The 16,711-nt window shown below is 38.3% G+C and carries 16 protein-coding genes and 2 pseudogenes; 5 read left to right on the top strand and 13 right to left on the bottom strand.

Going from position 1 to position 16,711, the window contains the following annotated elements; translation table 11 throughout:
• Positions 1-76: 76 nt before the first annotated feature.
• The gene (locus LQ203_RS04025; RefSeq protein ID WP_230155914.1) at positions 77-1,069 is read right to left on the bottom strand and encodes a hypothetical protein; all 993 of its coding nucleotides are present in this window, start codon (positions 1,067-1,069) and stop codon (positions 77-79) included.
• Positions 1,056-1,403, bottom strand: coding sequence for a PadR family transcriptional regulator (locus LQ203_RS04020; protein WP_230155912.1), 348 nt, complete (start codon positions 1,401-1,403; stop codon positions 1,056-1,058). Before LQ203_RS04020 ends, LQ203_RS04025 begins: the two co-directional genes overlap by 14 nt.
• Positions 1,404-1,912: 509 nt before the next feature.
• On the opposite strand from LQ203_RS04020, the pseudogene LQ203_RS04015 reads away from it, so the two are divergent.
• Positions 1,913-2,636, top strand: a pseudogene (locus LQ203_RS04015) (transposase); the annotation flags it as partial.
• Positions 2,637-3,047: 411 nt separating this feature from the next.
• Here the strand turns inward: LQ203_RS04015 and LQ203_RS04010 are convergent.
• The gene (locus LQ203_RS04010; protein WP_230155911.1) at positions 3,048-4,193 is read right to left on the bottom strand and encodes a glycerate kinase; all 1,146 of its coding nucleotides are present in this window, start codon (positions 4,191-4,193) and stop codon (positions 3,048-3,050) included.
• 289 nt (positions 4,194-4,482) lie between these two features.
• Here LQ203_RS04010 and LQ203_RS27630 point away from each other — a divergent pair, with 289 nt between their 5' ends.
• Positions 4,483-4,641: a sugar diacid recognition domain-containing protein gene (locus tag LQ203_RS27630; RefSeq protein WP_356713826.1), complete on the top strand. Its 159-nt coding sequence runs from the start codon at positions 4,483-4,485 to the stop codon at positions 4,639-4,641.
• A 108-nt stretch (positions 4,642-4,749) separates the two neighbouring features.
• Here LQ203_RS27630 and LQ203_RS04005 read toward each other — a convergent pair whose 3' ends face one another.
• Together LQ203_RS04005 and LQ203_RS04000 are read right to left on the bottom strand one after the other, a co-directional pair.
• A complete protein-coding gene (locus tag LQ203_RS04005) occupies positions 4,750-5,673 on the bottom strand; it encodes an MBL fold metallo-hydrolase (RefSeq protein ID WP_230155910.1) in 924 nt (307 codons plus the stop codon).
• 214 nt (positions 5,674-5,887) lie between these two features.
• On the bottom strand, positions 5,888-6,481 hold the full coding sequence (locus LQ203_RS04000; RefSeq protein ID WP_230155909.1) for a branched-chain amino acid aminotransferase: 594 nt from the start codon (positions 6,479-6,481) through the stop codon (positions 5,888-5,890).
• Positions 6,482-6,653: 172 nt separating this feature from the next.
• On the opposite strand from LQ203_RS04000, the gene LQ203_RS03995 reads away from it, so the two are divergent.
• Entirely contained in the window at positions 6,654-7,772 is a 1,119-nt protein-coding gene (locus LQ203_RS03995; protein ID WP_230155908.1) for an FAD-binding oxidoreductase, read from the top strand.
• Positions 7,773-8,086: 314 nt separating this feature from the next.
• Here LQ203_RS03995 and LQ203_RS03990 read toward each other — a convergent pair whose 3' ends face one another.
• From LQ203_RS03990 to LQ203_RS03970, 5 genes are all read right to left on the bottom strand, one after another.
• A complete protein-coding gene (locus LQ203_RS03990; protein ID WP_230155907.1) occupies positions 8,087-8,848 on the bottom strand; it encodes a hypothetical protein in 762 nt (253 codons plus the stop codon).
• 393 nt (positions 8,849-9,241) lie between these two features.
• Entirely contained in the window at positions 9,242-10,180 is a 939-nt protein-coding gene (gene glaH, locus LQ203_RS03985) for a glutarate dioxygenase GlaH (RefSeq protein WP_230155906.1), read from the bottom strand.
• 328 nt (positions 10,181-10,508) lie between these two features.
• Positions 10,509-10,850: a DUF3870 domain-containing protein gene (locus tag LQ203_RS03980; RefSeq protein WP_230155899.1), complete on the bottom strand. Its 342-nt coding sequence runs from the start codon at positions 10,848-10,850 to the stop codon at positions 10,509-10,511.
• 27 nt (positions 10,851-10,877) lie between these two features.
• A complete protein-coding gene (gene lhgO / locus LQ203_RS03975; RefSeq protein ID WP_230155897.1) occupies positions 10,878-12,095 on the bottom strand; it encodes an L-2-hydroxyglutarate oxidase in 1,218 nt (405 codons plus the stop codon).
• 14 nt (positions 12,096-12,109) lie between these two features.
• Entirely contained in the window at positions 12,110-12,784 is a 675-nt protein-coding gene (locus LQ203_RS03970) for a GntR family transcriptional regulator (protein WP_230155896.1), read from the bottom strand.
• A gap of 333 nt (positions 12,785-13,117) precedes the next feature.
• Between LQ203_RS03970 and LQ203_RS03965 the strand changes: the two genes are divergently transcribed.
• A complete protein-coding gene (locus LQ203_RS03965; RefSeq protein WP_230155895.1) occupies positions 13,118-13,513 on the top strand; it encodes an effector binding domain-containing protein in 396 nt (131 codons plus the stop codon).
• A 290-nt stretch (positions 13,514-13,803) separates the two neighbouring features.
• Here LQ203_RS03965 and LQ203_RS03960 read toward each other — a convergent pair whose 3' ends face one another.
• Positions 13,804-14,283 carry a DinB family protein gene (locus tag LQ203_RS03960; RefSeq protein WP_230155894.1) on the bottom strand — a complete coding sequence of 160 codons (480 nt, stop codon included), beginning with the start codon at positions 14,281-14,283 and terminating at the stop codon, positions 13,804-13,806.
• An 82-nt stretch (positions 14,284-14,365) separates the two neighbouring features.
• Positions 14,366-14,938: a site-specific integrase gene (locus tag LQ203_RS03955; RefSeq protein ID WP_230155893.1), complete on the bottom strand. Its 573-nt coding sequence runs from the start codon at positions 14,936-14,938 to the stop codon at positions 14,366-14,368.
• Between the two features lie 366 nt (positions 14,939-15,304).
• Between LQ203_RS03955 and LQ203_RS03950 the strand changes: the two are divergent.
• A pseudogene (locus tag LQ203_RS03950) lies at positions 15,305-15,470 on the top strand (TetR/AcrR family transcriptional regulator); the annotation flags it as partial.
• A 123-nt stretch (positions 15,471-15,593) separates the two neighbouring features.
• On the opposite strand, the gene uvsE reads toward LQ203_RS03950, so the two are convergent.
• Positions 15,594-16,565, bottom strand: coding sequence for a UV DNA damage repair endonuclease UvsE (gene uvsE, locus LQ203_RS03945; RefSeq protein WP_230155892.1), 972 nt, complete (start codon positions 16,563-16,565; stop codon positions 15,594-15,596).
• Positions 16,566-16,711 lie beyond the last annotated feature (146 nt).

Genomic DNA, 16,711 nt, shown 5'->3' with positions numbered 1-16,711 from the left:
CTTTCCCTTAATCTCGTTTTTACACTGCCAAATCTTTACACCCTAAAACAAAAAAACACAGCAAGCATGCTGTGTCTTAACGAATTTTTGCTTTGCGGAAGCCTTGAAAAGAATCGTGTGCTGCAAAAAATATGGTCAGTAGGATGAGACCCCAATAAATCGAACCATGCCATTCAAGCGTTGAAAATAATTTTGACATATACGCAATAAATTCATGGGTCAATAAATTCGGATTACTGATGATGATGATGAAAGTTATTGTGGTCAGAAGCTGATACCCAGCATGGAACCAGGCAAGTTTTCGAGTCCATTGCCCTGCAAGCAGTTTATAGATGGCGAGGAAGGCTCCTAAGATGATGATGCAAAATATCAGCGGCCAATAGGAATTCAATACCTCTTGATTAAAAGAAGGTGTCACAAAAGTGAGGCCATCATTACTTTTTTCATAGACTCCCAAAAGATTGGCCGCATTGAAATAAAGGGCAGCAAAAATGGATATACCTAGCAAACTTCCAAAAACCTCGATCTTTGGAACCGCTTTTTTCTTTGATATGTTCGGAATATGTTTTAAATCATCTGGAGTCCAGCGTTTCAAACCTATAGTTAAGGGCAATGAATCCTTTGAAGTATCCGTTCGTTCTAATACGGCAAATAAAAGCGTTAACCAAAAAAATACTTGGATCCCTGTACTGATGATACCTGCTATCCCTTTCCCGATGATGATGATTACAACTTCAATGACCGTTTTTTCACCAATATTGCTAAACAGATCATCCCCAAGTAATGCGATCAGTGAAATAACTGCCGCGATTGGTAAAATCATTTTCAATAAACTGATATATACGTCATAATAACGTGGTCCAATTAGGTGCATCGGCCGATCTCTATAACCACTTGCCAGTGTAGCCGGATCTCCTAACTTTGAAAGAACCCCTTTCACGTCTTGTTCGGTATAATTCTCCGGAAGCATATCTTCAATTGTTGAATGAAGTTCAAGTGCAATATCCTCCCGGTTTTTTTCTGGCAGCCTGCGGGTCACTTCCTGTATATAAAGTTCAATCAGCTCCATCTTCTTCCTCTCCTTTTAATAAGATATAAAGCTCTTGAGACGTTTTTTCCCATTCCTGCTTTAACTGATTGAAGATTTCATCCCCGTAATCACTTAAAGAATAATACTTTCGTGGTCTACTTTCAGAAGTATCCCAACTGCTGGTCACCAATTCTTGCTTTTCCAGGCGGCGAAGCAACGGATATAAAGTACTTTGATCAATAGGTATTCCCGACTTCTCTAAACGCTGGACAAGCGAGTACCCATACTGGGGGCTTTTGAGCTGACTTAGAACCGCTAATGTCAGAGTTCCTCTGCGGAGCTCAGTTGTTAATGAATTAAGTAAAGTGCTCATCCAATCACCTCTCCTCTATACTATGTGACGTACACCATACCTTATACTATGCATCATACACTATTTTAGTTCTAATACTAACATGAAAATGAAAATATATTTTATTAAACCTGAACAAACTCTATGAAAATCTAGTTGTCTACATTTTTTTATGGCTTGTACAATTTGGACGTTGATTGGAACGTAGGGCACTCGCTTTCCGCGGGCGGTCAGGGAGCCTCCTCGGCTTTCGCCTGCGGGGTCTCCCTTAGACGCGCTTTTCCCGCAGGAGTCTCGTACCTTCCGTTCCAATCAACTTTGTTTTAACTTTTAGATAGAACCCTTTTGCCTAGAGTCTTTTTTGTTTTAAAATAGAAGTATTAAAACCTGAGGTGATGAGGATGCTTTCTAAACATGATTTTATTCAGCGAGATCAACTTGAAATGATTAGTTTAGATCAACTGGTGCCACCGAACCATTAGGTTCGTAAAATGGAGGCTGCCATTGATTTCACTTTCATTTATGACTTGGTGAAAGATGAACGAACAAAACAGTTTGCCTATTCATTCCACGCGGCCGCAGACCGCAACGGTTTTGTATTAGGAACGATTGTAACACCTGGAGATACACATGATAGTCAAATCTTAGAGCCACTTGTTGAACAAGTGATTGAGAAAGTTGGAAAACTAGAAGCCGTTGCCGCAGATGCAGCTTATAAAACACCGGCGATTACAAACTACCTATTTAACAAAGAAATCATACCGGCATTACCCTATACACGTCCTCGAACAAAAGAAGGTTTCTTTCGCAAACATGACTATGTATACGATGAACATTTTGATTGTTACCTTGCCCTTCGGGTGAGTCATTAACGAACTCAAAAACAAATAAAGAGGGCTATCGCGAGTACAAATCGCGCAAACACATCTGTGCAACCTGCTCATCTTTATCACATTGTACAGAAAGCAAAGTTTATCAAAAAGTGGTGACACGGCATATCTGGCAAACACATGTGGAAGAAGCAAATCATCTGCGTCATCATCAAGATGTAAGACCTATATATGCGAAACGTAAAGAAACGATTGAGAGTGTATTCGCAGATGCAAAAGAAAAGCATGGTATGCGTTGGACTACTTTAAGGGGACTTAAAAAATTGTCGATGCAGGCGATGTTTACTTTCGCTGCCATTAATTTAAAGAAGATGGCCGATGGACATGGCAAGGTCCCAAAATGGCCTACATAGTGGGCTCGTAGATCCCCAATCTCTTAACTTGAGGCGAAAATTCAAAAGGGATTTCAAAAGGGATTTCAAAAGGGGTTCGGAATTTTTTAATTCCGAACCCCTTTGTCTACAAACTGAGAGAAGCGCTTTACGCTTCTCTGCATTTCGTTTATAAAAATCGGACAAGAGTGCACCCTATTATCATCGTAAGAATTATCGTACTACTACCTATAACAAGGTGCCATCGTTTGAGCTTTGTAAGCATACGGATTGACCACCGAAAAGGAGCTATCATTCACTTGGATTTCAGCCATAAGAACCAGAACCAGTGGAAAGCTCATTTAATATCCGTGGTGGCACCATTGGGGCAAGCAATGAAGTGATGACTAAGAATTCAGTGGCAACATGGAGCTACCGGTACTTTTTCACGTCTTACACAATGATTATCCCCTAATTTTAATGGATGCCAAAAATGTTCGCATTACTTGTTCAGCTGAAAGTTCTAAAAATTCAGCTCCCCTTTCCATAGCTTCCATTAGTGTCATAGGAGCGTTTACAAGACTATGGACGCTGGTGATGCCGTGGTCATATAAACTATCAATACCAGTTCCGATTGATCCAGCTAAAACAAATACGGGAATACCGTGCTTTTTCGCTTCTTGCGCCACGCCCATGGGTGTTTTACCTGAAGCTGTTTGGTAATCAATTTGTCCTTCACCAGTAAAGACACAATCAGCATCGCACATTTTTTCTCTTAGTTTTGCATATTCCATAACAATATCGATGCCCCTTTTTGTTTCTGCCCGGAAAAATGCCTGAAACGCACTTCCAATTCCTCCAGCTGCACCAGCACCGGCTTTATCATGCAAGTGAATACCTGTCTTTATTTCGACCAAATCTGCCCATGAAGATAAAGCTTTATCAAGAATGTCAACCATGACAGGGCTCGCCCCTTTTTGGGGTCCAAATACATACGATGCGCCATCTGGACCGACTAGAGGATTATGAACATCCGAGGCAATCAAAAACTCGGATTCTGCTATTCTTGGATCAAAATCTTCCATATTTATTTCTGATATACGCAATAACTCCGCACCACCGAATCCAATCGGTTTACCTTCATCATCCAATATTCTCATTCCCAAAGCCTGGAGCATTCCAACGCCAGCATCATTAGTCGCGCTTCCGCCAATCGCTAATATGAACTTACGACAGCCAGCATTCAATGCCTTTTGAATGAGCTCCCCTGTCCCGTATGTAGTAGTGATCAACGGGTTCAAATCACCTGGATCGACTAGGCATAAACCGGATGCACTTGCCATTTCAATCACACATGTTTCCTGATCGCCCAATATTCCATATGCTGCCTGTACCTCATCAAGTAATGGTCCTTTTACTGCCACTTCAACTTTTCGCCCATTTGTAGCAGCCACAAGGCTATCCATTGTTCCTTCACCGCCATCCGCTACAGGAACCAATTCCGTTATGGCATCTGGAAGTGCCTTCCTGACCCCTCGCTCGATTGCTTTCGAAGCTTCAAATGATGACAAACTTCCTTTATAGGAATCTGGTGCAATAACAATTTTCATGCTCAATTCCCCCTCGAATGAATTTTTGTTATATTAATTATAATCTTCAGAAATAATTTAATCAGCGGTCAACCTATAGGAAAATCAGTATGACAAGTTTGTTTTTTTTGGCTATTCTATATAGATAATGATTTAAGAAGGTATCATGTCATTTTGCCAATTTCATAATGTATATGAAAGCTGAAGGCTCAAAGTTTGAATCCTATCCTTTTCAAAAAGAAACATAGCTTGTTTATATGAAATATTTTTACCATTGTACTACCAAATAGGATAACTAACTATAAAAACCTTGAAGGATGATTTGCATGTTGGAGCGATCAAAGTGCTGAAGACGGAAAAACCATTTATCATTCATAAAAAGAATCGTCATCTATGTGGTGACGTTTTTTCAGGAATTAATTTACCCATCAACTTCCAAAATGTAATAAAACACCTTAAAATCTTATAAATTAACTAGGTTATGTGAAAGTATATTGCTCTTGAGTAGGACGTTTTTCACATCAAAAAAAGCTCATATGAAATGAGCTTGAATCATATAAGAGCTGGTAAATAAATATCAGATAGATTGATAATACCAAATTCCATCACGCTTAAACTTTCTGCATTGGTCATTCAAAAAGAGGTATTCAAGATGAGCCAATGTTTCACCAACAGCAAATCTAGATTCGTGAATGGGTAGATTTCCAAACAGAATCATGCAAGCACTTTTCACAGTAATAGGCTCCTTCATGTTTTCGTGAATGAGGTGCAATCGGTCCTGATGGTGATCCAATAATTCGATGATTCTTTCATTGGCATTTCGAAACGGCTTCCCATGTGATGGGATGACATATTCAACGTCCAACTTTTGTATTTTTTTCAAAGAAGTAAAAAACTCTTCCAATGGGTTGGAGAGCCCTTTAAACGGAGATATCCTAGGTAATATATGATCTGTTGAGAAAAGGACACTATTTTCCTTATTGTATAAGGAAATCAGGCCATCAGAATGTCCAGGAGTAAAAATCACTTCATACTCGCACTTGCCAAAACGTAACATCATCCCTTCGTCAAGATGATGATTTACAGTAGGATAGGGTTTTACCTTAGGCATAAAGCTGCTTTCGTCACTGGATAAAGCTACGGCTAAGTCCTCATCCATTCCACATGCATCATAATTTTCTTTAAGCTGTTTCAGTGAATCCGATTCCCAATACGTCGTCCCCGTATGTTCATCCACTTGTGTCATCCAAACATCCGCACCGGTTAATTGTTGTAAAGTACCTGCGTACCCGAAATGATCTGGATGATAGTGGGTGATGATAATGTCTTTAATATCATATTTTTCAATAATGGGGTTCCATATATCCCTTGTTGTTTCATTATTTAATCCCGTATCGATGATTGTCCATCCTTTTTCACCTTCTGCTAGGAAACAATGGACATGGTCCAGCCTAAAAGGCATTGGAATGGTAACTCGAGTAACTTTCAATTCGTTCAGCAAGTATAACTTCTCCTTCCAATGTAACTTTCTATCTCCCTTTACTTCAAACAAGAATGAAATGAATTTGCTAAATAAAGGTATATCAATAATCAATTCGACGAATTCCTTCATGTTCCTCTAATCAGCTTCTACATTTATCACATTGATCAAAATATAATGACCAAGGATATGAGCAAAAAAAGACCGCCATCAAAATTGATGACGGTCTTTCGAATTACATCTCTTCCTCGATTGTTTGAACAAGGACAAAAAGAAAATGATGGATCAAATCAAATGCTTCTTCTAATGACAAGTCTTCTCGAAACCCTTTTACGTTATCCAAGGCAAAATTCACATCCCATAGACCGTCGCCCTGGTTAAACATTACACTGAATGATCCGATGCCTTCTTGAAGTTCCTTATTTAAATACGTTTTTAGAACTTCACCCATTTTCTTTTGGAATTTCAATCCGAACATCGCGTTATATGTACCGAAAACATCATCCACTTCAAACGAAAGTGCCTGAACCCCGATTAATTCGAACCATTTAGATTCAAAGTAAAGGAACTCTTCTTTATTATTTTTTAAATAATCGATTGGTTGGGATAAAAATGCAGACTTCTCTACAGAAATCAATTCTTCACTCTCTTTATTGCTGCGCTCAATATAAGCATCTGTAAAACGAGATGTATTTTCTAGTTCCACTATAGTGACATTAGCAGGGATCAATTCATGCTTTACTGCATAATCCCTCTCTTCTTTAAACAACTCAACTTTGTTTTCAATTATGGATTTTGATATGTATGATTCCAATTGTTTTTTTAACATGGTATGTCCTCCTAGTATCTTTTCAAGCTTACGCCTTCTCAATCATAGCATATTCACTACAGATAAAATAACTTTGTGAAAGAAAATACAATATCGGTTGTGGCAATGGTTTCTTGTCTTCGATATAGTAGTAGTAAGCGTTTATACATATGAGAGAAATGAGATGTTAAATATGCAAAAAATCATTGTAGTCGGAGCTGGGATTTTGGGAGCCTCCACTGCCTATCAGCTGACTAAAAATGGAGCCGAAGTGATCATAATAGACCGCCAGGATAATGGACAGGCAACCTCTGCTGCTGCAGGAATCGTATGCCCATGGATTTCGCAAAGGCGCAATCAAGCTTGGTATCACCTTGCTAAAAATGGGGCGGCTTTTTATCCCGGGCTAATTGAAGAACTTAAACGGGATGGAGAAACCGAGACTGGTTATGCCCAAGTCGGGGCAATTAGTTTACATACAGATGAAGAAAAACTGATCGCGATGAAGAATAGAGCTCAAAAACGGAAAGAAGATGCACCGGAGATCGGGACGATCACAATACTTTCCCCTGAGGAAACAAGTGAACTATTCCCACCTCTCTCCAGTGAATATGCAGCAGTTCACGTAAGTGGTGCCGCTCGGGTCGATGGACGCGCACTTCGTGATTCCTTATTGCGGGCTTCACAAAAAAACGGCGCAAAACTTATATATGGTGAGGCTGTACTTAAATATAGCGGTGCACAAGTGCTAGGTGTAACAGTAAAAGATGAATTCATCCCTGCGGATATTGTGATTGTTTGTGCTGGAGCATGGGCCCCGGAATTACTGAAACCCCTTGGCGTGAATTTTCAAGTCAGCTTTCAAAAAGCTCAAATCATTCATCTGGAACTACCACATGCAAATACGGATAACTGGCCTGTCGTCATGCCTCCCAGTGATCAATACCTCTTGGCATTCGATAGCAATAAAATTGTCGCAGGTGCGACACATGAAAATACGGAAGTGTTCGATAATCGTATGACCGCAGGAGGGTTGCAGGAAGTTTTCAATAAAGCCTTGACTACCGCCCCCGGTTTGGCAGATAGTACGTTTGTTGAAGCAAGGGTCGGGTTTCGTCCATTCACGCCTGGATTCCTTCCAGTTATTGGTCCATTACCTGATTGGGATGGCATAATCGTTGCAAATGGTCTCGGAGCTTCCGGATTAACAATGGGTCCCTATGTTGGATCCCAATTGGCTAACCTCGCACTAGACAAAGATATTGATATCGATTTAGAAAAGTATGATGTAAGAGGTGCGATAGAAATATAAATGCCAAATCATCACCTACCTGTCTGAATGTATCTCTAGTTACAAATAACTAAATTGAACTATAATATCACATTATCAAAGACATTAAAGAAGACCATCATACATCAGTGGTCTTCTTTATTTTGCAGAACCTTTAGTAGACCGATGTAAAAGTCCCTCTTATTAAAGTCGTTAGCTATTGTCATTTTCAAAATAGAAACTTTCCATTTACAAGTTTCTGTTGCTCTACTTTTAAACTAATATTGTTAGCAATGTTTTATCTGAATCAATAACCTGCGCTTTAATGTTGTAAACCTTGAATGTGTCATCCTTATTTAACCCATGGTCATATCTTTCGAAAAATAACGCTGTAACATCAGTCGCATTTGTTCTTTATTTTCAGCAAATTGCTTATGTCGATGACCATTTCCGCCTGATGGGTGGGGAAACCCTAGGAGTATGTTGTTTGAATCCAGATAATCTTGGTCAGCTAAATAGTTTAATACCTTGGAAACGTTAACTCCTAAAGGAATAATAAGGGGACGATCGATAGCACCTATTTCGGTTGCAAAGCCATCCATAATATATTTCTTAAGCAACTCTGTCTTCAATATGTTCGGGGTTGTTCCACTGTAGTTTTTCCCGTTGTAAAAGACAGGATAGGCTAAAACGGAGGATGTATGAACTAAGTAACTAGCTTCATTAAAAAGATCGAGAGTGGACGATATTCCTAAGTATTCGTGTAACCCAAGCTCATCTAACATTTGAACCAAATTTTTTCTCATAGGTCCTTCAAAGCTAGATTTCTTTTTTACTTCGAGCAGGATTTCTTCATCGATATGTATGTGCCCTTTTGCGTTAATTACGGTAGAATAAGATTTTTTCATTTGATGTAAACCAGGCGTGATTCCGACGATCACCACTTTGGCCTGTTCATTTACATATTCAAAAGGTGCGTAATAGATTTCGAGTTTTTTCTTTTCATCTCTTTCAAGTAAGAATTCCTCGCTCTGTATCATTTCATCTGTATAGGCAGCAGGTAATGCATTAATTAAGTCCTTATATTTCGTGTAATTAGAAAAATTAGCGATCCCCATAAAATACTATCCCCTTTTTCTTTCATCCATTTTTTTTAGCTATATCAGTATAGCAGAAAAACAGGTTCGCCAACGACCATATAGGGGGCGTTATACTGTTCATTAATAGAAGATACTAAACAACTAGTTCATATCAAGTGTTATAAGCTCTTTAACCATGAGGGGGCATGTCAGCATACTAAAAGGAATTAGACATAGACTTCGCTCCCGTTCTTTATCGTAGAGGACACAATGTTTAAGGTCCTCTTTTTACATTCTTATCTACCAACTTTATCTTTAATAGAACATTTCAAAAAAAAAAGATAAATGCTTTCCAACCATAAGGGTTGAAAAGTATTTATCTTAAAATATAGTTTGGGGATGGAGAAAAACACTTGGGTTTACAAAATGATACTATTGATTGAATCTTCCACGCTGACGAAGTAATTCACGGTTCAGGTTCGAATCCTTTTCGAACGCTGCACGACCGTGCAGCCAAAAAATATTATTAACAACAACTAGATCACCAACAGGAAGTTCCAGTTCTATTACACTTTCATCGTTTTCCAATGAAGCGGATAAATCGCGTAAGTATTTTGCTTGTTCAATGGATTCAGGATATACAAATTGATCGATAAAGCATACACCAGGTTTGTTATTATGATTGAAGAAAGTCAATCTTTCAATTTCTTGATCAATATTTTTACTTTTTGGGGCCTTATACGTGAATTTGTGGCTTGATAATGGATGATTTACGTACGCATCAAGCTCTTTCCAATCGTCAAGGTGCAATAATCGTGATTCGCCACCGCGTGCATTTTGTTCGATCGTCTTCATCATCAGTAACCAGTCCGTTGGTTCATCTACAAAGGTTCCGTCCGTATGAAGTGTAAATAAACGATAGGCCTGACGTAAATATGAATCGCTGCCATCCGTGTCTTGAACACTAAATCGAGCATAATATTTTCCTGACATCGCATCATGGTTTGGCGTTCCCAGCAGGTATGAAATGGCCGTTGCAAAAATAACGTATTCATCCGTATTTTCAGTTACCCCTTCCAAGCCGAGAGTAAAGCCGCCGGAATCCCGATCATAAACGATGTTACGAAGCACTTCGCCAAAGTCTTCCCCTACTTGATCCAATAGATATGATGCAATGATAAGTCTTGCATATGGTGTATATTCCAGATGTTGAACAGACTGATTATCCTTCGATACGTTTTCTAAAAAAGCGCCAATAGCCTCTTTTGAAATTTCAACATGATATAAACGGCTTGTTTGAGGGTGAACTTTCACTTCGTATTTTTCTGTTTTCCTTTCAAATTTAGCTCTCTTCTTTTCTGCAATGCTCATGAATAATTCCTCCTGTTATTTGTAATATAGGTGACAAAGTTAACGGGAAATATAAAAAGCCAGTCGCACATGATCCCCAAATAAAATAGGGATCCAACTGTACAACTGGCTTATATTCACTTCACTGCTCTATGCAAATAGAGTCACAGCGAATATGCAGTTTATGTATGATTTATTTTTCCTGTTTCCAATCATTAAGAGCTTTACACGATTCTGAAAAGGTATTTTCCAAAAGGTGTTAATGTCTTAATATTAGCTTAATTCAATTAAAACGTTTTTTCGTGAAATTGTCAACACTTTTCACAAATTATTCTGATAAATCATATTCCTAACTTGGTAGTTTCGTTTTTTCTCCTGCTTTAATTTGCTTAAAGTGGAGATCCAAATCCTTCAAGGCAGCAATCAAGGCATTAGCTGCTTTCCCCCGGTAATAGGATTGAATCGATTCTATCGCGTCTTCAACACCATCATTCAAACTGATCCCTTTTAACAAACGCCCTATAAATTCCCGGCCATGCTCTGTTGCGAGTGTACAAGATGCTTCCAGGACAACCCCGTATTTAGCATCGACTTCTGCAGTGATGGTCAATGTTTCAAAGACACTTTTCGCTGCCATCCCTTGAGGTAAACGTGCATGACCTGCAATAAAAATTGTTTTACCATTGAACATGAGGCTTCTTCCTCTCTTTCATGTATTTTATTTTGTCAAAATAGCTTCCAATAAGTGTGTTTGTTCTGGAATGCGTGTAACGACCTCTTTTCCAATTTCAATCGATGCTGTTGCTGCAGGTGACGGTGCATTGCATACATGAATGGTCCGTTTCCCCATGATGATATGAAAATCATCCACCATATTACCATCATCCTGTAACGCCTGTGCCCGGACTCCAGCAGGTGCAGGGATTAAATCATCTTCTTGAATTTCCGGAATTAACTCCTGCAGGCTTTTCGTAAATTGCTTTTTGCTAAAAGAACGGACATATTCATCCATCCCTTCCTTCATGAATTTACTGGCCAGTTTCCAAAAACCTTTATAACTTAAAACTTCAGCTAAATCTTTCGCATTGAAGTCGGTTTTTTTATAACCTTCCCGTTTGAAACTCAGTACAGCATTTGGACCCGCATCTACTTCCCCGCTAATCATCCGCGTAAAATGAACCCCTAAAAATGGAAACTTCGGGTTAGGTACCGGATAAATTAAATGATTGACGAGGTAGCGCTTTTCAGGCTTCAATTTAAAATACTCACCGCGAAACGGGACAATTTTCATATCAGTTTTATACCCTGCGGCTGCTGCGATACGGTCACTGTGCAACCCTGCGCAATTAATGACCATCCTGGCCTTTATGGTACCGTTGCTTGTTTCGATGATGACGTCATCAACATCCTCGTCAATCTTCTCCACCTTTGTATTCAGCTTGATTTCACCGCCATTTTCCTTGATGATATCCGCCATCTTTTCACTTACCTGTCGATAATTAACGATGCCGGCTTGCGGGACGCGAATCGCACCAAGCCCATTAACATGTGGTTCGATTTCTTTTAACTCATCCACACCGATCTTTTGTATAGCTAGCTCATTTTGCAAGCCGCGTGTATATAAATCATCTAGAAGGGGCATCTCATCTGGCTTCGCTGCAACTATGACCTTGCCGCAAATATCATGTTCAATTCCATGCGTTTGACAAAATTCCGTCATTGATTTGCTTCCTCGGCGGGCAAACCGTGCCTTGAAGCTCCCCGGTTTATAGTAAATTCCAGAATGGATGACGCCACTGTTATGTCCCGTTTGATGATCAGCTACAACGGCCTCTTTTTCGATGACTACCACTTTTGCATTGGGAAAACGCTGATAAAGTGCCATTCCCGTTGATAAACCTACAATACCCCCACCAACAATTGCGAAATCATACACATTTAACACTCCTTTTATTGATGATTTTTAGTATTCAGTAACTCCATATACGTGATTAAATTATTCTTTGTCCGTAAAATGTGATATTCTACTGCTGCCCTTAATTCTGTTGGGTCGCCCCTTAGTGCCGCTTCATATATCATCCGGTGTTCCCGTTGCGTTTCTGGGTAATAATCAATTAGTAAATTGGGCGCAATAGGAGAGATGCCTAAGGTTTCAACCATTTTTTGAACCCTTGGCCAAGGGCACCCTTTTCGGAGGGTTTCATGAAAAGCCGCATTTAACTGAATATAATGCTCATTGGTTTCGTCAGATAACTGTAAACCTTCCATCTCAATCAAAATTTCCTTTAATTTTTCTTTATCCTCCTTCGTCAAAAAGGGAAGTGATTTTTCTACGGCAAGTCCTTCAAGCAGGGACCGGGTATGGTATATTTCTTCGATATGATCCCGGGTGATCGGTGTGACGATAGCTCCTTTATGCGGAACCATTTCCACCAACCCTTCCATTTGAAGCTGTGTAAGGGCTTCACGAATGGGCATTCTGCTTACATCCAGGCGATCGGCCCATTCTTCTTGAATCAGTCGCTCACCCTTCTTCAGCGTCCCATTTAAAATCGCTTTCCTAAGGCTTTTTGTTACATTTTTAACGATTGTTGACTTATCACTATTGGATTTAGCTTTATCCAATTCAACGTCCACCTTTCGATATTGGATACAATTTTAACTATATCAAGTATATAATGCGTTTACAATACTGAAAATTAAATAAATTGTATCCAATTTAAAAAATACTGGATACAATATGTTTGGAAAACATCGAATTCATATATGAATATAATTTGTGACACCCATTCATATATTCTATTTAAATAACTACCGAGACCATTAAAATTAACAAAGTCCAAACCAAGAACTAGCGACAAGACCAACCCTAAGCACTAAAAGATGCTGGTCATCTGATATGAGTATGATATCATTGATATAACATCCAATTTTATACAAATAAGGAGTTGCTAGTTAATGAGTAAAGAAGTTTACGTTATTGGCGAAATAAGGACGAATAATTTCTCGGATAAGGATCTTTTCGAGAAGATCGGATCACTATGGCGTAAAACAAATGATCATAATATTGAAAATGATATGAAGTATGGTATATACCATCAATACGAAAATCATTATCGTGGTGACTATACCTTATCAATCGCCACAGAAATCCCTTTATCGAATGAAAAAATTCTCATTCCTGAAAACAAATACAAAGTGTTTGAATGCATACAAGATGAACATTCAGTAGGTGAAACTTGGAAAAAGATATGGCAGCTGGAAGATGAAAAAAAATTAAACAGAAATTATAGTCTGGATTTTGAAAAATATTATCCTGATGGAAAAGTGGAAATACATATAGCGATTAAATAATGCCATAAAAAAAATTAGAATTTTTTTATGGCCAAAACATAGTATTATCACAAAAAATGATATATCGCCGCTTATTAAAACTCTTAATACGTGATGATTTATCATATCACTAGTTACCATAATATAATTATCGTAACCAATGGTTTGAAACTCCATTTTTCCGAAAATGGATTGATTCACCCTCATTACATATTCAAAAATGAGAGTACAATAGTGTAAAATGTTTTTAGTATACTAAAGTAAGTATTAGAGAAACAAAAAAAGACTATATTATAGTCTTTTTGAGAAAGTTATTTGGTAGATATAAGTCCCCGGCCAATAAGATTCGCTGAAACAGGTTTTTTCCCTACTTCTCTTGCCCAAATGGATAAATGTCCTGCATGGTGGATTTCGTGAGCAATGACATGACGCATTATCTCACCCCACGTATCCGTTACAATTCTTCCATCCGGCATGGTATCGTAAAATAGTTTATCTCCCATTTCATCTTTCCACCTGTATACAAAGTCCTTTACTTCCGTCTGAAAAGCAAGGTCAAGGTCCACTACTTTCCCCAAACTCTTGTAATTTTCAAAGCTCTCATTAAATTCTTTTTTTCCTTGTAAAAGGCGTATCCAACTCCACTCTACATCAACTATATGGAAGAGTGTTTGCAGAATACTCCCCACTCCGCCAGTTCTGGTGCGGAGAAGCTCTTCCTCCTCCACCTCTTCACACCAATGATACCAGTCAGCACGAATCATCCAGTTATATCGAAATAATGTTTGCACGGGGCTACCTCCCTTATTTAGAACGATAATGAGCAAACGAAAATTACTGAGTAATCAGAAAAAGTTACAACTTCCCATTCTATTAATAATAGAAGTCCATCAATGTTTCGTCCATCAAATCTTGTGTGAGTCCTATGTAAATCATCGTATCTTTTGGATTGGAGTGATTAAGGATTTGCTGTAGTAACGCGATATCCTTGAATTTTTGATAATGCAAATAGCCGAAGGTTTTTCGAAGTGTATGTGTACCGACATCCGGAATATCTGCCATTTCAGCTGCTTTATTTAAGACCCGGTAGGCCTGTACCCTGGTGATTGGGCCATTTCCTTTTCTACTTGGAAACAAATACTGTTCATTTTTCAGGTTCATTTTCCGGACATATTTCCTTACTTCCTTTCGAAGTTGAGGATTGACAAGGAACCGTTTAATTTTCTCTGTCTTTTGTTCGACTATGACGATATGCGTTCCTTCAAGGATATCCTTCACACGCAACTGCAAAAGATCCCCTATACGTAACCCAATGTTTATCCCGATTGTAAACATCATATAATCCCTATAACTGCAATATTTTAATAGTGACTTTTTCATCTTTTCTATGTGATCCAGTCGGCGTATCGGCTGGACATTCTTGATTCTTTGAGAGGTTGCTTGCATGAGTGGCTCATCCCCCTTTCCTCTATATTCATTGTACGTGAACACGCGAAAAAAAGGCAAGTTTTTTAAAATTAGATACTCTTAAAAACGTTGATTTAAAGGGATTTTGAATGTATCAATAGAGGTCCTTTGTTACATTCGGAATATTCTTATAATATAAGATGATCTACTACAAAAAAATACCAACACCAAATAACCTCTCTATAGGTTTAATAGAGGCGTTTTAACGCAATCTAGACCAATGACTCTAGTAATTTAAAACAAACTCTTTAAAAGCTAAATATGAAGCCCGTTTTTTTGTCTTTTCTACTTTTTTTTCGAAAACATGGCTTATTAATATTCTCTATATTGTTCTCAGTATTTATAATGTTTGCAGCCCTTAAAGTATTTGTGTACCGAGGAAGCGCAGGAACTAAAAAGAGTATGATTGCAGGTGAGGCCGGTATTAGCCAAGTTCTTTCCTACCACTATTTCAAATCCAAAGAGGAGTTTTTTTACTTTGCTCGTGAAAGAAGCCATGGAAGAAGCACAGGAGACACTTACTTCTAAAAGTGAATAGAGTATCGAATTAACAATAATCATGTTATGTAAACTAAATCCATTGATAAAGAATCTAATCCATATCCTCTTTATCAAATTTTTGTTATACAGTGAATCAGTGAATATAAAAACTGGCATCATCGATGATCTCTATTTCTTTGTATGCCTTCAGTTGATCCATCAAGTGGAAAAGTGCCCCATCCTTTTGCTTCGCTTCAATCATGCAATCCAATTGCGGTAAGCTTCCTTTAATATGTTGTAAAAATTCCATGAACATACTTGGATCCACATAGTCAGCATGTGCTCGAAATTCTTTATCTGACCTTGGGCTTGAAATATGCATTTTAGGAGGTAGTTTGGAAATACTCCAGGTATTTAGTATACGTGCCCAATGCTCTGTCCATTCTTCACTTGGTAACTGATGTGCTAAGTAATGGTGATAATCAAATACCATTGGTATTCCCAATTTCTCACATAAGTAAAGGGTTTCCGACAATGTATATGTCGTGTCATCATTCTCAAGAATCACCATTCTTTGAATCGGTTCAGGTATCAAGCCCCAATTATGGATAAATTGCTCTAATGCCTGTACGTGTTCTCCATAGCCTCCACCAACATGCAATACACAGCGATGCTCGGGATTCACCCCCATTTTTTGCAATAAAGTATGATGCATTTTTAACGTTTTTAATGATGTTTTCAATATATCGATATGAGAACTATTCAAAACAACAAAATGATCTGGGTGAAAATCTATTCTTATTTCTGGGTGATCGGAAATGAAGGTTCTTAATTTGTCCAGTTCTTCTGAAATTGGATCTATGTAATCCCATTCTGGAATTTCTGGATGATTGGCTAAAGGGATGAGTTTGGATGAAAGCCTAAAAAACTGAATATTATTGGCTTCGTTATGAATCAGTAACCGCCAGCAATTATGCAGATTGGAAATTGAAATGCGTTCAAGTTTTCTTATTGCTGCATCTCTGTCTTTAATTTTCGAAAACTGAGTAAATGTCATCGTTTGGGATGGGGAACAGTTTGGCACATGAGTACTCATGGCTACATAACCAAGGCGGATCAATGTCAAATGGATATCTCCTTTACATTTTATTATTTATTAAAAGTATTCCCGTTACGATCAATAATAATTTCATATTTTAGAAAATCCATAATCCGTAAAAAAATGGCCTTTTTCCGAATGAATTTTCGGGAAAAGACCATTTTCATAATAAC

It is taken from the genome of Peribacillus sp. Bi96, from assembly GCF_918698115.1.
Lineage (GTDB): Bacteria > Bacillota > Bacilli > Bacillales > DSM-1321 > Peribacillus.
Note: the sequence above shows the minus strand (reverse complement) of the source record. Positions and strands in the feature narration are given on the sequence as shown.

Bases quoted from the DNA above. Each gene is read 5' to 3' on its own strand.
- LQ203_RS04025 (WP_230155914.1), bottom strand. From the start codon at position 1,069: ATGGAGCTGATTGAACTTTATATACAGGAAGTGACCCGCAGGCTGCCA.
- LQ203_RS04020 (WP_230155912.1), bottom strand. From the start codon at position 1,403: ATGAGCACTTTACTTAATTCATTAACAACTGAGCTCCGCAGAGGAACT.
- LQ203_RS04010 (WP_230155911.1), bottom strand. From the start codon at position 4,193: ATGAAAATTGTTATTGCACCAGATTCCTATAAAGGAAGTTTGTCATCA.
- LQ203_RS04000 (WP_230155909.1), bottom strand. From the start codon at position 6,481: ATGTTAAAAAAACAATTGGAATCATACATATCAAAATCCATAATTGAA.
- LQ203_RS03995 (WP_230155908.1), top strand. From the start codon at position 6,654: ATGCAAAAAATCATTGTAGTCGGAGCTGGGATTTTGGGAGCCTCCACT.
- LQ203_RS03990 (WP_230155907.1), bottom strand. From the start codon at position 8,848: ATGGGGATCGCTAATTTTTCTAATTACACGAAATATAAGGACTTAATT.
- glaH (WP_230155906.1), bottom strand. From the start codon at position 10,180: ATGAGCATTGCAGAAAAGAAGAGAGCTAAATTTGAAAGGAAAACAGAA.
- LQ203_RS03980 (WP_230155899.1), bottom strand. From the start codon at position 10,850: ATGTTCAATGGTAAAACAATTTTTATTGCAGGTCATGCACGTTTACCT.
- LQ203_RS03965 (WP_230155895.1), top strand. From the start codon at position 13,118: ATGAGTAAAGAAGTTTACGTTATTGGCGAAATAAGGACGAATAATTTC.
- LQ203_RS03955 (WP_230155893.1), bottom strand. From the start codon at position 14,938: ATGCAAGCAACCTCTCAAAGAATCAAGAATGTCCAGCCGATACGCCGA.